Here is a 22,170-nt window from a genome sequence, read left to right on the forward strand (position 1 = left end):
ACCAGTGTGCCGCAGCGCGTTACGCGTGCTGCGGCACACTGGTGCCGGAAGCCCCGCAAGTAGCACCGGCGCCGGCGGCAGGTAGCGTGCCCGGATGGTTAGGTGAATAGGGTTCTTTTTAGGGTGCCTGCTACTGGTGCAGCACCTCGGCATCTGGCATTTACTGAACGAGTCAGTTTGGAAGTGCAAAGAAGTGCAAAAGAAGGTCTCCCATGCGCGGCTCACCTGCGTTCCCCCCAAGCGGAGCTCGGATCCCTGGTTTCAACCGGCCAACACCGGAAATGAAACCTCCACATGCGGAGCCGGCGGCGTCGAAGTCTGCTGAGACCCAGACTTCCCCCCAGCCGTCGCCGGCTCCTTCCCTGCTTCCGCTTTGGGCGGCGTGCTGAAATGGCACCCCTGAACACACGCTCCGTCCGGGCCAGGCCCAATCGACACAGTCCGCACGGACACGAGGCGCTGACACCGCCGCCGCTCGGCTTCCCACCCCGGACAGACATCATTACGGAGAGCTGGGCGGCGGCCCAGCCCCGGCCCAGGACCAAAGCTCCTGAGGACCGGTGGCGCCGCCAATACCGGGCCGGCCTGATCAGCACCGACTTCGTGGTGACCGTCCTGGCCCTCGCCGCAGGGTGGGCAGCAGTCATCACCCTGACTAACCGGGGTTTCACAGCGGAAGCCCTGCGTCATGTGGGTTTCCTCCTCCTGCTGCTGTTCGCCTGGAACATAGGGCTGGCCGTATACCGGACGAGGGAAGAGCGCCTCCTCGGAATCGGTGTGGACGAGTACAAGCGGATCGCCACGGCAACCCTCAGGATGTTCGGCGGTGTGGCCCTGGCCATGGTGCTGCTGCAGCGGGATATTTCCAGCACTGTCCTCGCCGTCTCGCTGCCGCTGGGACTTGGCGGGCTTTTCCTGGGCCGGTGGTGCTGGCGCAAATGGTTGAATTCGCAGCGCCGGCTGGGCCATTACCTATCCCGGGTGGTGGTTTTCGGCTGTTCCGAGGATGTTGCGTATGTGGTGAAACAGGTGTCGGCCCACGCCTCCGCCACCTACCAGGTAGCGGGCCTTGTGGTTCCCGGCGGGCCGGGACCGGAGCTGGACGGCGTCCTTGAAGCCGGGCTTCCGCTGGCCACGGATCCGGAAGAAATCACCGAGCAGGTCCGTGCCCTTGGAGCCAACGCGGTGATCGTGGCGGGCCCGGTTCCGGGCGGCAACCGCTACATCCGTGAACTGGGCTGGCGGCTGGAAAACACAGCGACGGAGTTGATCCTCGCATCGAGCCTGACCAATGTGGCTGGACCCCGGATCCATTGGCGTCCGGTTGAGGGATTGCCCCTGATGCATGTGGAACTGCCGCAGTACAGCGGTGGAAAACACGTACTCAAACGCTGCCTGGACATTGGGCTTGCCTCGGTGGCGCTGGTGGGACTGGCACCGGTCTTCGCAGCGCTGTTCCTGATCGTGCACTTTGACAGCAAAGGGCCCGTGATCTTCCGCCAGCAGCGTGTGGGTGTGCGGGGCCGCACGTTCCAGATGCTGAAGTTCCGGTCCATGGTGGTGGATGCAGAGCAGCGCCTGGCGGGCCTGAAGAACCGGAACCAGGGTGCAGGTGTCCTGTTTAAGCTCAAACACGATCCTCGGGTAACTCGGTGCGGGCGGTGGATGCGCCGGTTCTCCCTGGATGAACTGCCTCAGCTGTGGAACGTGCTGCGTGGGGACATGTCCCTGGTCGGGCCGCGTCCGCCCCTGCCGTCCGAGGTCAAGGGTTATCAGGGCTCCACACACCGCCGCCTGCTGATCAAGCCCGGGCTGACCGGTCTGTGGCAGATCAATGGACGGTCCAATCTGGCCTGGGACGAGTCGATCCGCCTCGATCTGTTCTACGTTGAGAACTGGTCGCTGACCGGTGACCTGATGATCATGTGGCGCACGGTCAGGGTGATGGTCCAGCCCGAAGGCGCCTACTGAGACGCAAACTTAGGCGAGACTCAGATGCCTTAGTACCTCCGCCGTGGGATGATTAGGTCAGACTTGTCTTGCGTAATCTCGCCGCAGGATGCCCCCAGCAGAGGAGAACCGACCGTGTCTGTGGTTTCGACCCCCGCCACCCTGCACCTAGCTTCCGGGCCATTGGACAACGCGGAAGTGGTCCGGATCCGAAATGACTTTCCCATCCTGGACCAGGATGTCAACGGGCGCCGGCTGGTCTATCTGGATTCGGGAGCGACGTCGCAGAATCCGCTGAGCGTGATCGAGGCTGAGCAGGAGTTCTACGAACAGCGCAACTCCGCGGTGCACCGCGGAGCCCACACCCTTGCCGTTTCCGCCACGGACGTATTTGAAGACGCACGCGGCACGGTTGCAGGCTTCATTAACGCCGCTCCGGAAGAGGTTGTCTGGACCTCCAACGCCACGGAGGCACTAAACCTGGTCACCTACGCGTTTTCCAACGCCACAGCGGGACGCGGGGGAGAAGCAGCCCGGCGCTTCGCCCTCGGTCCGGGGGACGAGATCGTGGTGACCGAGATGGAACACCACGCCAACCTGATTCCGTGGCAGGAACTGGCACTGCGCACCGGGGCTGAACTGCGCTGGATTCCCGTGGACGACTCCGGGGCCCTGCGGCTGGAGGAAGCCGAGAAACTGATCGGTGACCGGACCAAGGTGCTGGCGTTCACCCACGCTTCCAATGTCCTGGGAACCATCAACCCGGTGGGAACCCTGGTGGATATGGCCCGCCGGCATGGCGCGCTGGTGGTTTTGGACGCCTGCCAGTCCGTTCCGCACCTGCCCGTGGACGTAAAGGCGCTGGACGTGGACTTCGCAGCGTTCTCGGGCCACAAGATGCTTGCGCCTACCGGGATCGGTGTGCTGTACGGCAAGGCCGAACTGCTCAATGCCATGCCGCCGTTCCTGACCGGCGGGTCCATGATCACCACTGTGACGATGGAGAAGGCGGAGTACCTGCCCGCCCCGCAGCGATTCGAGGCTGGGACACAGCGGATTTCCCAGGCCATGGCCCTGGGCGCGGCCGTCAACTACCTGCAGGAGACCGGCATGGACCGGATCCACGCGTGGGAAGCGCAGCTGGGCCAGCGGCTGGTCACCGGGCTGGAGCGGATTGACGGAGTTACGGTGCTGGGCCCTCCAGCAGGGGTGGAGCGGATTGGGCTGGCGGCCTTCGACGTCGCTGGTGTCCATTCGCACGACGTCGGCCAGTTCCTCGATGACAAGGGCATTGCCGTGCGGGTGGGCCACCATTGCGCCCAGCCGCTGCACCGCCGGCTGGGGCTTGTCTCCAGCACCCGTGCCAGCACCTACATTTACAACACCACGGAAGACGTTGATGCGCTGCTTGAAGCAGTGGCCGGCGTCCGTCCATTCTTTGGAGTGAAATAGCCATGAGCTCGGACCTGGAGCAGCTTTACCAGCAAATCATCCTGGAGCACGCCAAGCTGCGGCACGGTGAAGGTTTGGTGGACCCTCCGGAAGGAACCGCCAAGGGGGAGTCACACCAGCTCAACCCGACCTGCGGTGATGAGATCACTCTGCGCGCGGCGCTGGACAATGCAGCAGAAAACGGTGCAACGGTTGGCGGGATCAGCTGGGAAGGCCAGGGATGTTCCATCTCCATGGCATCCGCCTCTGTCGTCACCGGACTGGCCGCAGGCCTGCCCCGCGACGAGGTGGTGGGCCTGGTGGAGAACTTCCGGGAAGTGATGCGTTCGCGCGGAACGGTTGAAGCTGACGAGGAGGTGCTCGGCGACGCCGCGGCCTTCTCCGGGGTGTCCCGCTACCCGGCGCGGGTGAAGTGCGCCATGCTCGCGTGGGTTGCGCTGGAGGAAGCTGTTCAGACCGCCCAGTAGCTGCGCGCAGACGACCGCCGCCGGGTCCTACCGGCCGGCGGTTTTCTGCAGGGGCAGCTCCACCCGGAACGTCGTCCCGGCACCCGGCTGGGATGTCAGGCAGATGGTCCCGCCATGCGCGGCGACGATGTCCTTGGTGATGCCAAGGCCAAGTCCGACGCCGGGTATCCCCGCTTTCTTCACGGCAGCGGCACGGAAGAACCGGTTATAGACCTCACCCTGTTCGGCTTCGGACATCCCCATGCCTTCGTCTTCCACCTCCAGCACCACGGATGCGTCACCACTGAGGACCCGGAGGGTGACGGTGCCTCCGCCCGGGGAGTACTTGATCGCATTGGAGACGAGGTTGTCCAGAACCTGCTGGATGCGTGTGGAATCAAAGACCCCGCGGACATCGGCGGGAGCTTCGACCACAAGCCGGATCCCCGCAGCGTCGGCCCTTGGCCCGGCCGAGTCTGCAGCTGACCGCGCCAGATCGCGCAGGGAGAGTTCCCCGGCTTCCAGATGGATGGAGTCCGACGCCGTCGTCAGCAGATCGGCGACCAGGACCAGCAGCCGCTCGGCATTGCGAAGCGCCACGGACAGGGACGCCTGCAGCGATTCGGAGAGACCTTCATCTTCGGCATCGGCTATGGCGAGGTCAAGGTAGCCGATGATCGAGGTCAACGGAGTTCGAAGCTCGTGTGAGACGCTCGCCACGAAATCCTCCTTCGCCCGCAGGGCCCGCAGCATGTCAGTGACGTCGCTGAATGCCAGGACCGATCCGTTGAACTCCCCGTCCTCATCGTTCAGCGGGCGGGCGGATACTGCCATGGCACGCTGCTCCGCACCGCGGCCGACCCACATGAGGCTGCCCGAATAGGCTTCGCGGCGCAGGGCCCGGGCCATCGGACGGTCCGCTGGGGGAAGGGGAGTGCAGCCGTCCTGATCGAAGAGCAGCATGTCGGCTTCGTCTTCGCCGTCAGTATCCGCAGGAACGGAGAGCTGATGGGTGGCCAGCTGCCGGTTGTTCATCAGCATGATGTGGCCATCCCTGGCCAGGACCACAACTCCGACGTCGATGGTGTCCTGGACGGCATCGAGGAGCTGCGCGCGGCGCCGGCTGTCCTGCAGGCTGCGCTTGAGCTCCCGGTCCTTTTCCTCAAGTGCCTGCTGTTGCGCAGCGGCGTCCTGCACAGTGATGGCGGCGGCAAGATACATCAGCAGCATCACCAGCGGAACCAGGCCAGGGGCGAGGAGATCTGCGGGCTCCGGGCCGCTGCCGAAAAGCGGCGCCCAGGCAACCAGCAGGGCACCGGAAAAAGCTGCCAGCGCTGCCAGGCGAGGCGCGACACCGGACCAGGCCAGCCAGAGGACGGGAAAAACGGCCAGCGCAGCCACGCCCGGAACATCGGGCCGGACGCCGCGGTAAAGGAGGGCAATGGCGCCAAAATCGAGGAGCGGAACCAGTAAATAGGCCCGATTGAAGCACCGGTCCCACGGCACGGAAACGGACAGGAGTGACAAAACTGCGATCAAACCCAAGCCGGTGAGGAACTCAGGATTTGAATATGCCTCCGGTTTGGCCACAAAAACGATCGGCAGCAAAACGACTACGGCAAGAACAAGAGGGGACTGGCTCAGCGCCACCCGGTCGCGCAGGGCAAACAAATAGAAGTCCCTGCGCTTTCCCAGCGAGGACAGGGTCGCGTCCTTGAATCTGGACATGGGGCGGCAACCTCGCATTTTTTGAGTGAATGAAGTCCGCAGTTTATCTGCCTAGGCTGTAGGATGCCGAATAAGGGGAGCGGGTACAGCAGGTCTCGCAGGACAGGAAAACCACAAAAAGTATGGAAACACAGCGCGTAGCCGTCATTATCGAAGACGACAAAGACATTCGCGATCTTCTGCACGCAGTACTCCAGCAGTCCGGTTTTGAAGTACATGCAAGTCCCACCGGATCCGAAGGTGTGGAAGCGGTCCGCACCCACAATCCCGCCGTCGTCACCCTTGACCTCGGGCTGCCGGATATCGACGGGTTTGAGGTCATCAGGCAGCTGCGGCTGTTCAGCGACGCGTACATCGTGATGCTCACGGCGCGTGCCGAAGAACTGGATACCCTGATGGGCCTGGAAGCCGGCGCGGACGATTACATCACCAAACCCTTCCGGCCGCGCGAGCTCCGCGCCCGCATTTCTGCGATGATGCGCCGCCCGCGCAAGGACGAAGCGGCCCCCTCTCCCGCTGCTGCACCTGCTGCCGAAGTCCCGCAGGCGTCCGTTCCCGAGGCAGCCGCACCCAGTGCGGACAGCGGTGTTTTCCAGCACAACGGCCTGATGCTGGATCCCGGAACGCGCACTACCCAGCTTTCCGGCCGGGACGTGGACCTCACACGCACGGAATTTGACCTGCTTCAGGCGCTTCTGGAAAGCGGCCGGCGGGTGCGGAGCAAAACCGACCTGGTCCGCCGCCTGCGCGGGGAGGACTACGACACCGGGTCCTACATCAGTGAGTCGGACGAGCGCACGATCGAAGTCCATGTCGGGAACGTCCGGCGGAAGCTCGGTGACGACTCCCGCTCTCCGCGCTGGCTGGAAACAGTCCGCGGCGTCGGCTACCGGCTCGCTCCCGCCCAGTAGGTCCCTGACGCGCACCTCCCCCAAAACGCAGGCCCTGCAACGCAGCTTTCTGAAACACAGCTCCCTAGGACGCAGCTCCGTGAAACCGGGCGGCTGCTCCGGAGGGCGTCAGCGGACTGGAAATGTTTGGCTGAGGTGCCGCACAGTGTCGTCGCCGCACTGCTGAATCGGTTCGATCAGTGAAGCCAGGCCGCAGTGATCCGCGCTGCGGACCATCTCCTGCGCCCGCGAAGCGAGCCCGGCGAGGCGTTCGGCTCCGGCCATTTGGCTGGAGATCTTGATGCTGAGCACCACGTCCATGGCGCCGGGGAAGTCTGCGGTGTCCAGGGCCGCAACAAGGCGGGAAAAGCGTCCGTCCCACATATCGATGTAGTTTCCGACGAACTGGTGGCAGATCTCCGGGCCCATTTGTTCGCTCAGCTCGCGCAGAACCCGGGTGGAGACCAGGGTTTGGGAAGATGGGCGTTCTGTCACCGCGATCATTTCGGAAGTCGTGGGGCGGGAGCAGCGCCGCAGGCGCGGGTGGCGCAGCCTGCCGGCACGATTCTCTGGCGGGGAGACATGGGGGTCCTCCTGATGGACAGCAATCCCCTTGTGGGGGATTCGGGTGAGTCAATGCTGCCAACTGTGTCAGGGCAAGCTCAGGAACTCTCCCCGTGCAGGCTCAAGATCCCGGAAATTTTGCCGGTCTGCCGGCCGGCTGGCTTAAAGAACGACGCCGGCACCTGGGAAGGTACCGGCGTCGTCCTTAGCAGCCGTAAACGGCCGCTGAGGAACTAATCAGCGATGTAGAAGAGCCGCTTGTTGACGAACTCGTCCATGCCCAGCGGACCAAGTTCGCGGCCGTAGCCGGAGCGCTTGACGCCGCCGAACGGGATGTCGGCTCCTTCGCCGACACCGTTGACGTTGGCCATGCCGACTTCCAGCTGCGCCGCTGCGCGGCGTGCGCGCTCCTCGTCCGTGGAGAAGACGGCGCCGCCGAGGCCGTAGTCGCTGTCATTGGCGAGCTGAACGGCTTCCTCGTCGCTGGAGACCTTGTACACCACGGCCACGGGGCCGAAGAGCTCTTCCCGGTAGGCGCGCATCTGCGGGGTGACGCCCGTGAGTACAGCCGGAGCGAAGTAGGCGCCCGGACCATCCTGCAGGGTGCCGCCGGCGTGCAGGGTGGCTCCCTTGCTGACGGCGTCCTGGACCTGCTCTGCCAGCCCCTCGGCGGCGGTGCGGGAGGAGAGCGGGGTGTAGGTTCCTTCGGCCCCTTCTGCGGGGTTTCCGGGCACCAGGTCCTTGGCCAGGTGAGTCAGCTCCGCCACGAACTCGTCATAGATGTCCTCCATAACAATCATCCGCTTGTTGGAGTTGCAGGCCTGCCCGGTGTTCTCGATGCGGGTCGCCCAGGCCTGGCCTGCGGCAGCCTTCACGTCCTCGGCGTCAAGCACCACGTAGGGATCGGATCCGCCCAGTTCCAGGACGACCTTCTTCAGGTTCTTACCGGCCAGTTCGCCGATGATCGCTCCGGCACGCTCGGAACCGGTGAGCGAGACGCCCTGGATACGCGGGTCAGCAATGATGTCCGCGATCTGGTCGTAGTTGGCGAAGACGTTGGTGTAGACACCCGCGGGCACCCCGGCGTCGTCCATGATTTTCTGGATCGCCAGCGCGGACTTCGGGCAGGACTCGGCGTGCTTGAGGATGATGGTGTTGCCCAGCATCAGGTTCGGCGCTGCGAAGCGGGCCACCTGGTAGTAGGGGAAGTTCCACGGCATGATGCCCAGCAGCGGCCCGACCGGGAGCTTCTGGATCATGGCCCGGCCGCCGCCGATTGCCTTGATTTCCTGGTCCGCTGCCAGCCCGGGACCTTCAGTGGCGAAGTAGCTGAAGATGTCGGTGCAGAACTCGGCTTCGCCCTTGGACTCGGCGAGCGGCTTGCCCATCTCTTCGGTAATGATGGCGGCCAGTTCCTCCACACGTTCGGTGAAAAGCTCGCCGACCCGCGCCACGATCCGGCTGCGTTCCTCGATGGGAACCCCGCGCCAGGACTCGAACGCTGCCTGTGATCCCGCCAGTGCTTCCTGGATCTGGGCGTCGGTGGCCGTGGGGAATTCCTCGCCCTGTTCACCGGTAGCGGGATTCACTACCCGGTAGGACCTGGCCGTTGTGTTGGAAGTGGTGCTCACGTCCGTACTCCTTACGCATAAAAGTGGGTTATGTCATCATGCCCCGAAACGGGCTTCACGGTAAACAAATCACCTGTTGGTGACGCAGTCCGGAGAAGCCGGAAACCCGGTCCGGCAGGCCCCGGGGAAGATCTTTCAGGCTCCGGGAGCCATGCCTGGCCGCGCTGCCCGCCAGGCATAGACGGCGGCGGTGCCCAGTGCGGCTCCCAGGGTGTTGGCAAGGACGTCCTGCAGGGTGGGGACCCGGTCGGGCAGGAGCAGCGCCTGGCAGGTCTCCACGGCCGCGGACAGGCAGAAGCCGGCCACGGCAGCCAGCCAGGTCCAGCGGGAGCCCAGCCACGTGCCCACGAGCAGCCCGAACGGAACGAAGAGAAGGACGTTCGCAGCGGTTTCAACGAGGCCGTAGTCCACCCAGGCCGGGATGCCGGTGTTGTGCAGGAGCTCCAGGAACTGCTGCAGAACCGCCCCCGCTGTTCCACGGTCCACGGGCGCCGGGGTGAGGACGACGGCGCAGAGGGCACCGAAGTAGAGCACTGAGGCGGCCAGCAGGGCAGGCCTGCGCCGGTGGACCCTGCCGCGGGCGGGATTCTGCATGCTCGCTCATTTCCGGAGTCAGTGCGGAATCCGTGGCCTGGGAGCCGGAATGATCCGGATTGCGCAGATGTTGAGGGGGTCTTGTGGGCGCCTTGAGCATTGTCCCAATGTTTTCCGAACCCTGTGCCAAGACTGCCCGGTTTCTTGAGTTCCGCGATGGAAAGTAGTTCCAGCGGCAGGGGAAAACCCCGGGCCGATAGGTCTCACAGGAACAAGGGGAACACAATGAACAAGATGGCAAAAGGCGCACTGGCAACCAGCGTAGGCGTGGCACTGCTGCTCGGCGGCGGCGGAACCCTGGCAGTCTGGAACGTCTCCCAGACGGCCAACGCCGGCACGATCGTCGCAGGTGACCTGAACCTGGTTGCAGGAAAGGGCACTTGGACGAATGCCAAGGGCGCCAAGATTGACCCGGCAGTCTACAAGGTGGTCCCGGGCGATGTGCTCACCTACACCCAGGAACTGGATGTCACCCTGGTCGGCGACCTGATGGAAGCCAAGCTCACCCTGACCGGCGCATCGAGTGCCTTCACCAACGCCTCAGTCTCCGACATCGTGGTCACGGATACTGCGGGAGCGGCTGTCAACGCGGCCAAACTGACCCCGGCGACGCTGCCGGCGGACAAGAAGGTCAAGGCAACCACGACGTTCACCTTCAACTCGAACACCGTGAACCGTGACGATGCAGGCAAGACGGCCAACTTCTCGGCCCTGCGCTACACGCTGGACCAGATCGCCCCCAAGTAACCGCGCACCCCGCCACTTGTTCTAATCCCCGGCTGTGCGCGGCGCGCACGCTCCGCGCACAGCCTTCCCCCTGGAGATAAAGCTCATGAAAAGCCTTCGAGTACTGAAAGCGGCAGGTCTCATCCTCGCTGCCCTGGTGCTCGGGCTGATGACGGCCCAGGGCAGCTACGCACTTTGGAACGCAGGAACCCAGGCGAATGCCGGAACCATCCAGGCCGCCAGCTTCGACGTCGTGATGGACAACGGCACCGGTCCGGTGCTGATGACCCAGGCAGACGGCAGCAAGGGAACGGTGGCCCTGAACGTTGGCACTGTGAACGCAGGCTCTTCCGCCTACACACGTGTAGTGCTTACCAACAACTCCAACGCCGGCGGCAGCTTTACGATCAACGCCTCCGCAGGAGCAGCACAGATTTCGCCCTTCCCGGAGCTGTGGACCGTCCAGCACCGGGCCGTTTCCGGCACCGATCCGGGCGCCTGCAGCGCCGCGTTGTTCAATGCCACCCAGCCGCAGACCGTAGATATCCCCAAGGGTGCCTCCGGACTGATCTGCTTCCAGGTCACCCTCGCCGGATCGGCGAACATCCAGGGACAGGCATCCACCATCACCGTCCCGCTCTCCGCCGCACAAGTAGGTTAGGAACAAACCATGTCAACTGGACACAGCACCGCTTCACCGGCCGTCCGGGCACTGAAGCTGGCCGGCACCGCAATCAGCCTCGTCGCCATGAGCGTTGCGGCCCTGGCCGCCCTCGTGCTGATCATCGTCCCGCTGGTCACCGGTTCGCAGACCTACACCGTGCTGACCAGCTCCATGGCACCGAACTACGCACCGGGCACCTTCCTGGTCGTCAAGCCGACGCCGGCCGACGCCCTGCGGGTCGGTGACGTGATCACTTACCAGATCGAGTCCGGTAAGCCGACAGTCATCACCCACCGGATCACCGGCATCAGCGCCGGCCAGAATGGTGAGCGGACCTTCACGACCCAGGGCGACAACAACGCCGTTGCCGACGAATTCCCGGTGATGGAAGCCCAGATCCGCGGCAAGCTGTCCTACGCGGTTCCGTATGTCGGCTTTGTGGCCAACGGCCTGGGCAACAGCGAACGCGGCGAGATCGCACAGTGGGCCGCCGTTGGCCTGCTGGGCTACGGGATCGTACTGCTGGTCCGCGGAAGCCTCGAGAAGAAGCGGAAGAACTCGGAAGCCGACGACGTGGATGCCGTGCTGCTTGACCTTCCGGTCGGCGGCGCCCACGTCCGCGACGCCGGACCTGCCGTCCGTCACCTTCACGACCACGGCAACACCGCGTTCGGCCACGACCCCGTGCTGCGCGACTGCGACCACTGCGACCACGCTGCTGTTTCCTTCCACGTGGCAGAAGCCCCCAAGAGCGTGGCAGTCTGATGCACTCCTCCAGCCGGACCAAGATGCCACTGGGCATCAGGGCCGGCCTGGCAGCTCTGGGATGCGGGCTGCTGGCCGCGGCCTCCCTCGCTTCCGCTCCCGCCGCCTTCGCCGCAGACGACTACCTCCAGGTCAGCCTGGATGGCGTAGCCTTCGGCAGCCCGGCCGCCGGCTCCGTTTTCGCTGACGGTGTGCGCCTGGTCCCCGGTGCCACCAGCACCGGATCTGTCTGGGTCCGCAACGCGGGACCCGAACCTGCCTTCCTCACCGCGGCAGCGTTGAGCACGGCAATGGATCCGGAGCTTGCCGGATATCTGACCGTTGGGTCCTCCGCCGTGGGGTCGCCGGCTGCCGGTGCGGCCGTCATCGGGCCGGCAGGTTCCTGCACGGACCTGTCCCTGGCAGTGGCCATCCCGGCCGGCGCGGCCCGGCAGGTGGAACTCTCAGCCGGGCTGCTGCTGAATACCCCCAATGCAGCCCGGGCCAAGCAGGGCACCTTCGATCTGCTGCTCCTGCTCGATTCCGCCGGAACCGGCCGCTCCGCCTGCGACGCCGCAGCGGAGCCGGTCCGCCCCGGCCAGGTCCCGTCTCCGGGACCGGGCCAGCCGCAGCTCACCGCACGGGCTGCAGATCTCCCCGGAACCTCCGCCGCACGGATCGCCGCTGTCCCCGCAGCCGTGCCAGCCGCGCCCGCCGGGCTTCAGCCGGCTGAGGCAGAGGCCATCCCCGCGGCCGCGCCCTCCGGAACCCCTGACGCACCGCCTGAAATCACGGCCGCCTCATTCATTGAGAGTACGGTGGAACCGATCATCCGCACCTGGCAGGGCACTTTGATGGTGCTGCTTACCGCTGCATTCTTTGCTGCGGCTGCCGTCAGGACACGAATTACCCGAAGGACGCCATGAACCACAACGAGCAGCCGAAGCCTCCAGAGGAGAAATCCGGGATGCTGCAGCGGTTCCGGCGGCTTCCCGGCTCCCGTGCTGCTGCGGCTGCTTTTGTCCTGGCCCTCGTCCTGGGGTTCGGCGGACCCGCTGCTTACGCCTGGTGGAGTCAGCAGGGAGCCGCCAGCTTCTCGGTGACCGCCGGTGCACCCACGGCAACTCCCACGCCGACGCCGACGCCGACTCAGCCGGGCCCACCGGCGGTTGGCCCTAACCCGGTGCTTGCCGGGTGGCCGGGCAAGCCCTCCGGAGGGGTTGTTTGTACGCCCCTGAAGGACTTTGAGAGTCTGAGGCAGGACCGGGAAATGGGCATCAGCTTCTCCTGGGGAGCGCCGGTCAGGGGTACCGCGCCCACGGGCTACGCGGTGCGGATGACTTCCAACTCTCCCGGATTCGCCTATGACAAGGTGCAGAACGTCACCGCAGCCAATGCCGTGTTCACGCTGCCCCGGTCCCTGTCCGATCCAAAAAGCGGAAATGCCGTGGACGGATCCACGCCGTACTACACCACGTACACCATCCGGGTCATGCCCATGAACGGGGCAGTCGCCGGGGATCCGCTCTACTGGACCTACAAATACGAGCACTGGAAACTGGATAACTGCTATGACGAGCGGGGCCAGGGCAGCGGGCTCGGCACGGTGGGGAACACCGTCCTCACCTGTTCAAAGGCCATGCCGAACCCCCGGTGGGTGGACGGCTACTACACACTGACCCTGGGCTGGCAGCCCGCCCCTGCCGCGGCCTCGTACCGGGTAACGATCGTCTCGAACGGACGGCCCGGGGTGTACGGCCTGGATATGACCACGCCGGACGTGCAGGCAGCCCTGCGGTTCGCAAAGGAAGCCGGGTCCTACGGGCAGTACACGGTCAGGGTCCAGCCCATGAACGCCAGCGGATCCGGCGATCCGGCGTACATGACCTACCAGCTGGGCGAATACAGCCAGGAGTGCTGGAAGACCGGCGCAGAGTCGCTCTAGCGCCCCTCGTTTTCGCTGGAGTCCGCTTCGAAGACGTCCGGGATCCCGTTCTCATCGGCGTCCACCCGTTCGGCGGCGTCGATCACCGCATAGCGGCGGTTGCGGATGGTCAGCAGGACCGAGGCCAGCAGGGCCGCGAGCACGGAAGCGGCCAGGATGGCGACCTTCGCGTCGTCGTTGTGCGCCGATCCCACTTCGAAGCTCAGGTCGTTGACGAGCAGCGAGACGGTGAAGCCAATGCCCGCGAGGATGCCGATCCCGGTCAGGTCGATCCACTTCACTGAGTCGTCCAGCCGTGCCTTGGTCACAGTGGTCAGGGTCCAGGTGGTCAGGAGGACACCGATCGGTTTGCCCGCTACGAGGGCAAGGATAATGCCGACGGCGACCGGGTCGGTCAGGGCACGGCCCAGTCCGTCCAGTCCGCCGATTGCGACCCCGGCTGAGAAGAACGCGAAGACCGGAACGGCGAAGCCGGTGGAAATCGGCCGGAACCGGTGTTCGAAGATTTCGGCCAGGCCCGGCTTGTCCTCGCTCGGGGGGAGCTTGGCGCCGGCTGCGCTGCGGCGCAGGACCGGAACGGCGAAGCCCAGCAGGACACCGGCCACGGTGGCGTGGACACCGGACGCGTGCATCAGGATCCAGACGGCTGCGGCGAGCGGGGCGAGGAACACCCAGAATGCCCAGCGCCGGGTCCCGAAGAACCGGGGCGCACGCTGGACCAGGAACGTAAAGGCTGCGAGCGGAATGAGCATCAGCAGCAGCATTTCCGGCTTAACGTCTTCCGAGTAGAAGAACGCGATGATGGTGATCGCGATCAGGTCGTCAACGACAGCGAGGGTCAGCAGGAAGATGCGCAGCGCGCTGGGCAGATGGGAGCTGATAACGGCGAGGACGGCCAATGCGAAGGCGATGTCCGTGGCGGTTGGGATGGCCCAGCCGCGGAGCCCGTCGGAGCCGGAAACCAGGTTCACCGCAACGTAGATCAGCGCCGGAACGATAACGCCGCCAAAAGCTGCCGCCACCGGAACGATTGCTTTGCTGATCTGCCGCAGGTCTCCGGCCACGAACTCCTTCTTGAGTTCCAGGCCGACCAGGAAGAAGAAGATCGCCAGGAGACCGTCAGCTGCCCAGGCGCCGACCGTGAGGTCCAGATGCCAGGGTTCGTAACCGAAGCTGAAATCCCGGATGGTGAAGTAGCTGTCTGAGGCGGGGGAGTTGGCCCAGATGAGGGCGGCTACGGTGGCGATCAGCAGGAGAATGCCGCCAACGGTTTCCTTGCGCAGGATCTCTCCGATGCGCAGGTACTCGCGGTAGCTGGACCGGCTGAGAATGGTGCGGGACGCCCCGGAGGGCTTCTGTGAGGCCATGAAGGCAGGCTCCTAAACGTAATCGGGTACGGCAGAACTACTGCCGACCAGACTTCCCGGCTCACCTTCGCACTAGCTTACCTTCCCCCGCACCTTGAAGGTGCGGGGGAAGGTGGAGCGCTACGCGGCCAGGGCGCGGACGCCGATGATCGCGGTAGCCAGACCGAAAATGATCGCGGTGCTGATCAGCATCAGGTTCACGGTCATAAAACGGGTGGGGGCGCCGTTGGCGTCCCGGGCCTCCGGAGCCTTCAGGACACGCTTGAGGAACGGAGGCCAGACGATGATCGACCAGAGGCCGGCCGCAATGAGGACAAACGCCAGGGGTGCAGACAATGACAAAGAGAGCTCGCTTTCAGGCCGCGGACGGACCTAGTTGTTTTCGATCCATTTGCCGGCCTGCGTGGCCTGGATGGTCAGGGCCTTACCGATCATCGGTTCCGCGGCCTTGGCGATCTTGTCGCCCAGGAACGGGATCGAGGAGCTGACGCTGCCTTCGACGTCGGTCCGGGTGCCCTCCGGCACCGCCACCATGCGCTGGACGGCATTGACCTTAAGGGGAACGCCGCCGACAGACAGGTCGATGGTTGCGGTGCGGGAGCCGTCTGCGGCGGGCGCTTCCCAGGACTCCTTCTGGGTCACAGTCAGCGATGCACCGACCAGCTTTTTGGCCATGTCCGGCAGGCGGTCGGTGGGGAGAGTGCGGACGGCCGTGACGGTGAACGGGCCGGCGATGTCGCCGTCAACCACCAGTGAGACCAGCGAGCCGCCTACGTGCTCACTGATGCTGCGGACAAAGTCCTCATCCGTGAAGGTCTTGGTCAGCGTGGCAGCGTCATACGGCAGAGTGGTGGATGCAGTCAGGGCCATTGGGTCCTCCGATAGGTGGTGTGCGGCGGGCCCGGCGCCGAAGCGCTGGACCCGCCAAACATCCTAGTCGGTGAAAGGCTGCGCCCTCCAACGCGGTCTGTCCCGCAGTGCTCAGGGAATTCTCACGCAGCCCGCCGCCTGGTTGTCCGTGGAAAGGATGACGATGGACTTGCCCGACCCGTTGTCCGGCAGCACCCAGGGGACCGTCACGGATGCATCCGCAGACCCGTCCGCGTCCGTGGTGAAGTCCAGTGCCAGTCCGGACGGAACGTTCTCGCTGACATCCTCTTGGACGTATTCCGGTCCGGCGTCGGAGACATCGGCTCCGCACGCCTGGTTGTGCAGGACTCCGGAATAACCTTCATCCGCGGCAAAACCCTGGACCTGCATCTCCATCGTTGTCTCCAGATCCGTTTCCTGGAGCGTGAGTTCGGTTTCGGCTCCGGCCGGAATCAGGTCCGTGTCATAAGCCGTGGCGATGGCGTTCTCGCACCACGGCCCAAAGGCCCCTTCGATCACGCCGCCTGAAAGGGCAGAAGGTGAGGCGGATGAACACCGGCTGGCCTCCACCGTGGTGCCCGGGCCAGCAGCCTGGCAGGAGGCTGAGGTGGCTTCGGGTCCCGTCTCGCAGGCCGGATCGACCGATTCCTGCGTCGAGGCCGCGGGGGAACCGGAGTTGTACATACCTCCGCCATCCCCGTCATTGGAACAGGCAGTGAAGAAGAGAAGGGCTGCTGCGAAGGCAATGAACAGAAGCGGCGTTTGACGTACCAGTCTGCGTTCCATGGGGCAGGCCTCCGATGCGCTGGGGAAAGGCGGTTGCGGTGTTGCCCGTGCCTTTCCAGCGTGGCAGCCGCGATCCGGAAAATCCACACCCGGGCCCGCGCCCGGGCGCGATCAGGCGGGAGGAAACCTAGACCATGGACGCATCCGGGGGAAGATCCCCGCGCAGTGTCCGGAGTGGAAACAGGCTAATCATGCGGGTTTCACAGCTGACCCTGTTAGGCCCCCAAATCGTCGAGTAGCATCACCGCACGGCTGCTGCCCTGGGACGGTGACGGGCACACCGTGTCCACTCACTCGCATTCACTTAGGGGAACGATGAAATTCAGCAGATCGGCGCGCGGGGCAGCCCTCGCGGCCACTATTGTCCTTACAGTTTCGGCGGGAGCTCCGGCTGCCTTCGCCGCTGACGTTAACTCAGGCGGTAAGAACGGTCAGGGCGCCCACCAGGGGCCGGGGCAGAACAACGGCAAGCCAGGCCAGGGGCACCCCGGCAACGGAAAACCCGACAAACCCGGCAAACCTCACAAGCCTGACAAGCCCGGCAAGACGGACTCCGACAAACTGCGGGACAAGGTCACGCTCAAGGGGCTGCTGGGCCACCTGAACGCTTTCCAGGCCGCCGCGGACGCCAACAGCGGTAACCGTGCTGCCGGTACGCCGGGTTACGAAGCCAGTGCCCGGTATGTGGAATCGCAGCTGCGCAAGGCCGGCTACAAGCCGTTCCGCCAGGCTTTCACGTACGAACAGTTCGTCCTTAACGGAGACGCCCTGGAGCAGGTGTCACCGAATCCGGCTACCTACACCGCCGGTACCGATTACCTCACCATGAGTTACTCCGGCTCCGGGGACGTGACCGCGGCAGTGACGGCCGTCGACATCAACCTCGCCGGCAACCGGGCCAACAGCTCGGGCTGTGAAGCTGAGGACTTCGCGGGGTTCACAGCGGGCAACATCGCTCTGCTGCAGCGGGGAACCTGTGCCTTCGGCGACAAGGTTGCCAATGCGGCGGCCGCCGGAGCGGCCGGAGCCATTGTCTTCAACCAGGGCAACGATGTTCCGGGCGATGACCGCACCGGGCTGATCAACGGGACACTCGGCTCCGAGCTCTCCGCCATCCCGGCGGTGGGCACCACTTTCGCCCTGGGGGAGACCCTCGCCGGGACGGCGGGAGTGACGCTGCGGCTGGCAGTTGATTCCGCCATCAATGCCACCGAAACTTTCAACGTCATCGCTGATACGCCTAAGGGAGATCCAACGCGGCAGGTTGTGGTCGGCGCGCATCTGGACTCGGTGGCCGAGGGGGCGGGTATCAATGACAACGGCAGCGGTTCCGCCGCCATCCTGGAAACCGCGATCCAGCTCGGCAAGACCGGGAAATTCAAACTGGAGAACCAGGTCCGGTTCGCGTTCTGGGGTGCGGAAGAGGACGGCCTGGTTGGTTCCACGCACTACGTTTCCCAGCTTGACGAGACCGGCCTGCAGAACACGCTGGCCAACCTGAACTTCGACATGGTCGGCTCCACGAACTTCGTCCGCTTCGTCTACGACGGCGACGGCGACGCCTTCGGCACGGCAGGGCCCACCGGCTCGGACGTGATCGAGGGAGTCTTCAAGAGCTACTTTGCCTCGGTTGGCCTGGCCTCGGCACCAACTGAGTTCAGCGGACGCTCTGACTATCAGGCGTTCATCAACAACGGGATCCCGGCCGGCGGACTGTTCACCGGTGCGGAAGGGATCAAGACTCCGGAGGAAGCAGCGCTCTTCGGCGGGACCGCCGGCACCGCCTACGACCCCTGCTATCACTCGGTGTGCGATAACCGGAGCAATATCAGCAACAAGGCAATGGACGAGATGTCCGACGCCGTCGCGCATTCCGTGCTGACCTTCGCGCAGACGAAGGCCGATCTCAAGGGCGGTGCCGGGGCCGCCCGCACCGTGCCCGCACAGCCTGACTACCTGGGCCATGAGGCTCTGCGGTAACAGCCCAGCTGCCGGTTAGGAGCAAAGGAGGCCGTCCATTCAGGACGGCCTCCTTTGCCGTTCCGCCGACAGCGGGATCCGGAGCAGGCGGCCGTGCACAGCGGGTACGCTGGAAAGACCACCCGGGGTTGACTGCCAACTTCGGGTTCTTGTGTTGCCCTGCACTGAAGGAGAAACACCGAAGATGAGCCTGAACGGACTGCGCGCCGCCCTGGCCGAGGACCCGTCCTACGCACGCCTGCGCGCCCACGCTGCGCGGCCGCCGGCCCAGCGCAGCCAGGACCTGGAAATCGGAGCTCCGCAGGGTATGCGGGCCGCGCTGCTGGCCGAGATGGTGGACGGTCTGGCGTCCGGGGGCCCCGACGGCGGGACACCCGTGGTCCTGGCGGTCACCGCCACCGGACGGGAGGCTGAGGACCTGGCCGCCGCGCTGCGCAGTTACCTCCCGCTGGCCGGGATTGAGGAGTTCCCGAGCTGGGAGACGCTGCCGCACGAGCGGCTTTCCCCGCGTTCGGACACCGTGGGGCGCAGGCTCTCCGTCCTGCGCCGGCTGGCGCATCCGGGGAACGATCCGGTGCAGGTGGTCGTGGCGCCGGTCCGCGCGGTGGTTCAGCCGCTGGTGAAGGGGCTTGGGGACCTGGAACCGGTCTCCCTGGCGGTGGGGGATGAACGCCCGTTCGAGTCCGTGGTCAAGGCGCTCGCAGATGCTGCCTATGCGCGGGTGGACATGGTGTCCCACCGCGGCGAGTTCGCTGTGCGCGGCGGCATCCTGGACGTTTTCCCGCCTACCGAAGACCATCCGATCCGCATCGATTTCTTTGGCGATGAAGTGGAGTCGATGCGCTGGTTCGCCGTTGCCGACCAGCGCACGCTGACGGGGGAGGACGTGATCCACCCCAAGGAGCTTTACGCACCGCCCTGCCGTGAGCTGCTGATTACGCCGTCCGTGATGAGCCGGGCGGCGAAGCTCAAGGATGAGATGCCCGCAGCCGCGGACATGCTGGAGAAGCTGGCCGGCGGCATTGCCGTTGAGGGGATGGAATCACTGGCCCCCGTGCTGGTCGATGAGATGGTTCCCCTGATGAGCGAGCTGCCGGCGGGTTCCATCTGCGTGGTGATCGAACCGGAGAAGGTGCGCGCCCGCGCCCACGACCTGGAGTCCACGAACGAGGAATTCCTCGCCGCAGCGTGGGCCACGGCGTCCGACGGCGGCGCGGCACCGGTGGATCTGTCCGCCGGCCTGAGCGCGGACCTGGAAGCCGCGAGCTTCCGGTCGCTGGCCGACACCCGTTCCGCAGCGCTGCAGAACGACGTGTCCTGGTGGGCGGTCACCTCCTTCAACCCGGACGAAGAGACCGTCCTGGACATCGACACCCTGACCATCAACGCCCGGGAGCCGCGCGGCTACAAGGGCGACGTCGCGGAGATGATGGAGTTCATCGGCTCAAGGGTGCGCGACCAGTGGCGGATTGTGGTGGTGACCGAAGGTCCCGGCCCGGCGTCCCGGCTTGCGGAGCTGTTCGCTGACAATGACATCCCCGCCTCCCGGGTGGAATCACTGGATTCCGAACCGCAGCCCGGGATCATCGAGATCACCACCGCCAGCGCCGGCCGCGGATTCGTGTTCGACAATCTCAAGACCGGCCTGCTGACAGAGGCGGACCTGCTCGGCCGGGCCAGCGCATACTCCACCCGTGACATGCGCAGGATGCCCTCCCGCCGCCGCAACGCCGTCGACCCCCTGCAGCTGCAGGAAGGCGACTACGTGGTGCACGAACAGCACGGTGTGGGGCGCTTCGTGGAGCTGCTGCAGCGCGCCACCGGTGCCGGCGGAAACAAAACGGTCCGGGAATACCTGGTACTGGAGTACGCTCCGGCCAAGCGCGGGGCCCCCGGGGACCGGCTGTTCGTGCCCACCGACCAGCTGGACCAGATCACCCGGTATGTGGGCGGCGAGACGCCGGTGCTGTCCAAGATGGGCGGTTCGGACTGGGCGAAAACCAAGAGCCGGGCACGGAAGGCCGTCAAGGAGATCGCCGGGGAACTGATCCGGCTCTACTCCGCCCGGATGGCGTCGCGCGGCCATGCCTTCGGCCAGGACACCCCGTGGCAGCGCGAACTGGAAGAGGCTTTCCCTTACATTGAGACCCCGGACCAGCTGACCACCATCAACGAGGTCAAGGCGGACATGGAGCGGGAGATTCCCATGGACCGCCTGGTCTCCGGCGACGTGGGCTACGGCAAGACCGAAATCGCCGTGCGTGCAGCCTTCAAGGCGGTGCAGGACGGCAAGCAGGTGGCCGTGCTGGTGCCAACCACCCTGCTGGCACAGCAGCACATGGAGACCTTCACCGAACGGTTCTCCGGATTCCCGGTCCGGGTCGCCGCCCTGTCCAGGTTCCAGACCGCCAAACAGGCCAAGGAAGTGATCGAGGGGGTCCGCACCGGCACCGTGGACGTGATCATCGGGACCCACCGCCTGCTCTCGCCTGAGGTGCAGTTCAAGGACCTGGGGCTGGTCATCGTGGACGAAGAGCAGCGGTTCGGCGTCGAGCACAAGGAGGCGCTGAAGAAAATGCGCACCAACGTGGATGTGCTCGCCATGAGCGCGACGCCGATCCCGCGGACGCTGGAAATGTCGCTGACCGGCATCCGGGAAACCTCCACGCTGGCTACTCCGCCGGAAGAGCGCCACCCGGTCCTCACCTACGTCGGTCCCTACACGGACAAGCAGGCTTCCGCGGCCATCCGCCGTGAGCTGATGCGTGAAGGGCAGGTGTTCTTCGTGCATAACCGGGTGTCCTCGATCGACCGGACCGCCGCGCACCTGCAGGAGCTGGTGCCCGAAGCCCGGATCGCCGTCGCGCACGGCCAGATGAGCGAAGCGAAGCTTGAGCAGATCATCGTGGACTTCTGGGAAAAGCGGTTCGACGTGCTGGTCTGCACCACCATCATCGAAACCGGCCTGGACATCTCCAACGCCAACACCCTGATCGTGGACCGGGCGGATCACTTCGGCCTGTCCCAGCTGCACCAGCTGCGCGGCCGGGTGGGCCGCGGACGGGAGCGTGCCTACGCGTACTTCCTGTACCCGTCGGAGAAGCCGCTGGGCGAGGTTGCGCTGGAACGGCTGAAGGCTGTGGCTGCCCACAACGAGCTCGGCGCGGGCATGCAGCTGGCCATGAAGGACCTGGAAATCCGCGGCGCAGGCAACTTGCTGGGCGGAGAGCAGTCCGGTCATATCGCCGGCGTCGGGTTCGATCTCTATATCCGGCTGGTTGGCGAGGCAGTGGCGGACTACCGCGGCGAAGCCGAGGAAAAGGCAGCGGAAATGAAGATCGAGCTGCCGGTCAACGCGCACCTGCCGCATGACTATGTGCCGGGGGAGCGGCTGCGGCTGGAAGCCTACCGCAAGCTGGCGTCGGCCATCACGAACGAGGCCATCGACGAGGTCCTCGCCGAGTTGGTGGACCGCTACGGTGAGCCGCCGCAGGCGGTGAAGAACCTGATCGACGTGGCACGGTTCCGGGTTGATGCGCGCGAGGCCGGGCTGACCGACGTCGCGCTCCAGGGGAACTTCATCCGGTTCTCCCCGGGAGACCTGCCCGAGTCCAAGACCATGCGCCTGCAGCGGTTGTATCCGGGGGCGCAGGTGAAGCCGGCGCTGAACTCGGTGCTTATCCCCAAGCCGAAGACGGCACGGATCGGCGGCCGGGACCTGCAGGATGCGGAGATCCTGGAGTGGGCGCACCAGGTGCTGGACACGATCTTCAAGGACTAGCCCGGAAGGCAGGCGCGGCCTCCTTCGGGAGGGGGGACCGAAGGAGGCCGCG

19 protein-coding genes are annotated in these 22,170 nt (G+C 65.3%); 11 read left to right on the plus strand and 8 right to left on the minus strand.

The features are described from left to right. Window positions 1-390: 390 nt before the first annotated feature. From AL3_RS08305 to sufU, 3 genes are all read left to right on the plus strand, one after another. Entirely contained in the window at window positions 391-1,971 is a 1,581-nt protein-coding gene (locus AL3_RS08305) for a sugar transferase (RefSeq protein WP_066299136.1), read from the plus strand. Window positions 1,972-2,085: 114 nt separating this feature from the next. Continuing rightward, window positions 2,086-3,402: an aminotransferase class V-fold PLP-dependent enzyme gene (locus AL3_RS08310; protein WP_066299139.1), complete on the plus strand. Its 1,317-nt coding sequence runs from the start codon at window positions 2,086-2,088 to the stop codon at window positions 3,400-3,402. 2 nt (window positions 3,403-3,404) lie between these two features. Next, a complete protein-coding gene (gene sufU / locus AL3_RS08315; RefSeq protein ID WP_066299142.1) occupies window positions 3,405-3,869 on the plus strand; it encodes a Fe-S cluster assembly sulfur transfer protein SufU in 465 nt (154 codons plus the stop codon). Window positions 3,870-3,896: 27 nt separating this feature from the next. Here sufU and AL3_RS08320 read toward each other — a convergent pair whose 3' ends face one another. Continuing rightward, complete coding sequence (locus AL3_RS08320; protein ID WP_066299144.1) at window positions 3,897-5,576, minus strand: sensor histidine kinase; 1,680 nt, start codon at window positions 5,574-5,576, stop codon at window positions 3,897-3,899. 122 nt (window positions 5,577-5,698) lie between these two features. On the opposite strand from AL3_RS08320, the gene AL3_RS08325 reads away from it, so the two are divergent. After that, on the plus strand, window positions 5,699-6,487 hold the full coding sequence (locus AL3_RS08325) for a response regulator transcription factor (protein WP_066299149.1): 789 nt from the start codon (window positions 5,699-5,701) through the stop codon (window positions 6,485-6,487). Window positions 6,488-6,595: 108 nt separating this feature from the next. Here AL3_RS08325 and AL3_RS18735 read toward each other — a convergent pair whose 3' ends face one another. The 3 genes from AL3_RS18735 to AL3_RS08345 all read right to left on the minus strand — a co-directional run bounded on the left by AL3_RS18735 (window position 6,596) and on the right by AL3_RS08345 (window position 9,255). Then, window positions 6,596-6,970, minus strand: coding sequence for an Hpt domain-containing protein (locus tag AL3_RS18735; RefSeq protein ID WP_066299153.1), 375 nt, complete (start codon window positions 6,968-6,970; stop codon window positions 6,596-6,598). A 293-nt stretch (window positions 6,971-7,263) separates the two neighbouring features. Continuing rightward, window positions 7,264-8,661, minus strand: a complete 1,398-nt coding sequence (locus tag AL3_RS08340; RefSeq protein WP_066299162.1) for an NAD-dependent succinate-semialdehyde dehydrogenase — start codon at window positions 8,659-8,661, stop codon at window positions 7,264-7,266. A gap of 135 nt (window positions 8,662-8,796) precedes the next feature. Beyond that, entirely contained in the window at window positions 8,797-9,255 is a 459-nt protein-coding gene (locus AL3_RS08345; RefSeq protein WP_066299163.1) for a VanZ family protein, read from the minus strand. Window positions 9,256-9,480: 225 nt separating this feature from the next. On the opposite strand from AL3_RS08345, the gene AL3_RS08350 reads away from it, so the two are divergent. The 5 genes from AL3_RS08350 (at window position 9,481) to AL3_RS08370 (ending at window position 13,334) form a co-directional block, all read left to right on the plus strand. Continuing rightward, a complete protein-coding gene (locus tag AL3_RS08350) occupies window positions 9,481-10,002 on the plus strand; it encodes an alternate-type signal peptide domain-containing protein (RefSeq protein ID WP_066299164.1) in 522 nt (173 codons plus the stop codon). Between the two features lie 85 nt (window positions 10,003-10,087). Beyond that, window positions 10,088-10,642, plus strand: coding sequence for a hypothetical protein (locus AL3_RS08355; RefSeq protein ID WP_066299165.1), 555 nt, complete (start codon window positions 10,088-10,090; stop codon window positions 10,640-10,642). A 9-nt stretch (window positions 10,643-10,651) separates the two neighbouring features. After that, window positions 10,652-11,410, plus strand: coding sequence for a signal peptidase I (locus tag AL3_RS08360; RefSeq protein ID WP_083521574.1), 759 nt, complete (start codon window positions 10,652-10,654; stop codon window positions 11,408-11,410). Beyond that, window positions 11,410-12,315, plus strand: a complete 906-nt coding sequence (locus tag AL3_RS08365) for a hypothetical protein (RefSeq protein WP_066299167.1) — start codon at window positions 11,410-11,412, stop codon at window positions 12,313-12,315. The genes AL3_RS08360 and AL3_RS08365 overlap by 1 nt, the downstream gene beginning before the upstream one ends. Continuing rightward, complete coding sequence (locus AL3_RS08370; RefSeq protein WP_066299172.1) at window positions 12,312-13,334, plus strand: hypothetical protein; 1,023 nt, start codon at window positions 12,312-12,314, stop codon at window positions 13,332-13,334. The genes AL3_RS08365 and AL3_RS08370 overlap by 4 nt, the downstream gene beginning before the upstream one ends. On the opposite strand, the gene nhaA is transcribed toward AL3_RS08370, so the two are convergent. The 4 genes from nhaA to AL3_RS08390 form a co-directional block, all read right to left on the minus strand. Next, window positions 13,331-14,701, minus strand: coding sequence for a Na+/H+ antiporter NhaA (gene nhaA, locus AL3_RS08375; RefSeq protein WP_066299174.1), 1,371 nt, complete (start codon window positions 14,699-14,701; stop codon window positions 13,331-13,333). The genes AL3_RS08370 and nhaA overlap by 4 nt on opposite strands. A gap of 120 nt (window positions 14,702-14,821) precedes the next feature. Next, the gene (locus AL3_RS08380) at window positions 14,822-15,043 is read right to left on the minus strand and encodes an SCO4848 family membrane protein (RefSeq protein ID WP_066299176.1); all 222 of its coding nucleotides are present in this window, start codon (window positions 15,041-15,043) and stop codon (window positions 14,822-14,824) included. A gap of 30 nt (window positions 15,044-15,073) precedes the next feature. After that, entirely contained in the window at window positions 15,074-15,571 is a 498-nt protein-coding gene (locus AL3_RS08385; protein WP_066299179.1) for a DUF2505 domain-containing protein, read from the minus strand. A 111-nt stretch (window positions 15,572-15,682) separates the two neighbouring features. Next, window positions 15,683-16,357: a hypothetical protein gene (locus AL3_RS08390; protein ID WP_066299182.1), complete on the minus strand. Its 675-nt coding sequence runs from the start codon at window positions 16,355-16,357 to the stop codon at window positions 15,683-15,685. Between the two features lie 315 nt (window positions 16,358-16,672). Here AL3_RS08390 and AL3_RS08395 point away from each other — a divergent pair, with 315 nt between their 5' ends. After that, window positions 16,673-18,337 (plus strand): M28 family peptidase, encoded by a 1,665-nt coding sequence (locus tag AL3_RS08395; RefSeq protein WP_066299187.1) that lies wholly within the window; start codon window positions 16,673-16,675, stop codon window positions 18,335-18,337. Window positions 18,338-18,521: 184 nt separating this feature from the next. Continuing rightward, on the plus strand, window positions 18,522-22,118 hold the full coding sequence (gene mfd, locus AL3_RS08400) for a transcription-repair coupling factor (protein WP_066299189.1): 3,597 nt from the start codon (window positions 18,522-18,524) through the stop codon (window positions 22,116-22,118). Window positions 22,119-22,170 lie beyond the last annotated feature (52 nt).

This window comes from Arthrobacter luteolus NBRC 107841 (assembly GCF_001552075.1).
Classification (GTDB): domain Bacteria; phylum Actinomycetota; class Actinomycetes; order Actinomycetales; family Micrococcaceae; genus Arthrobacter_B; species Arthrobacter_B luteolus.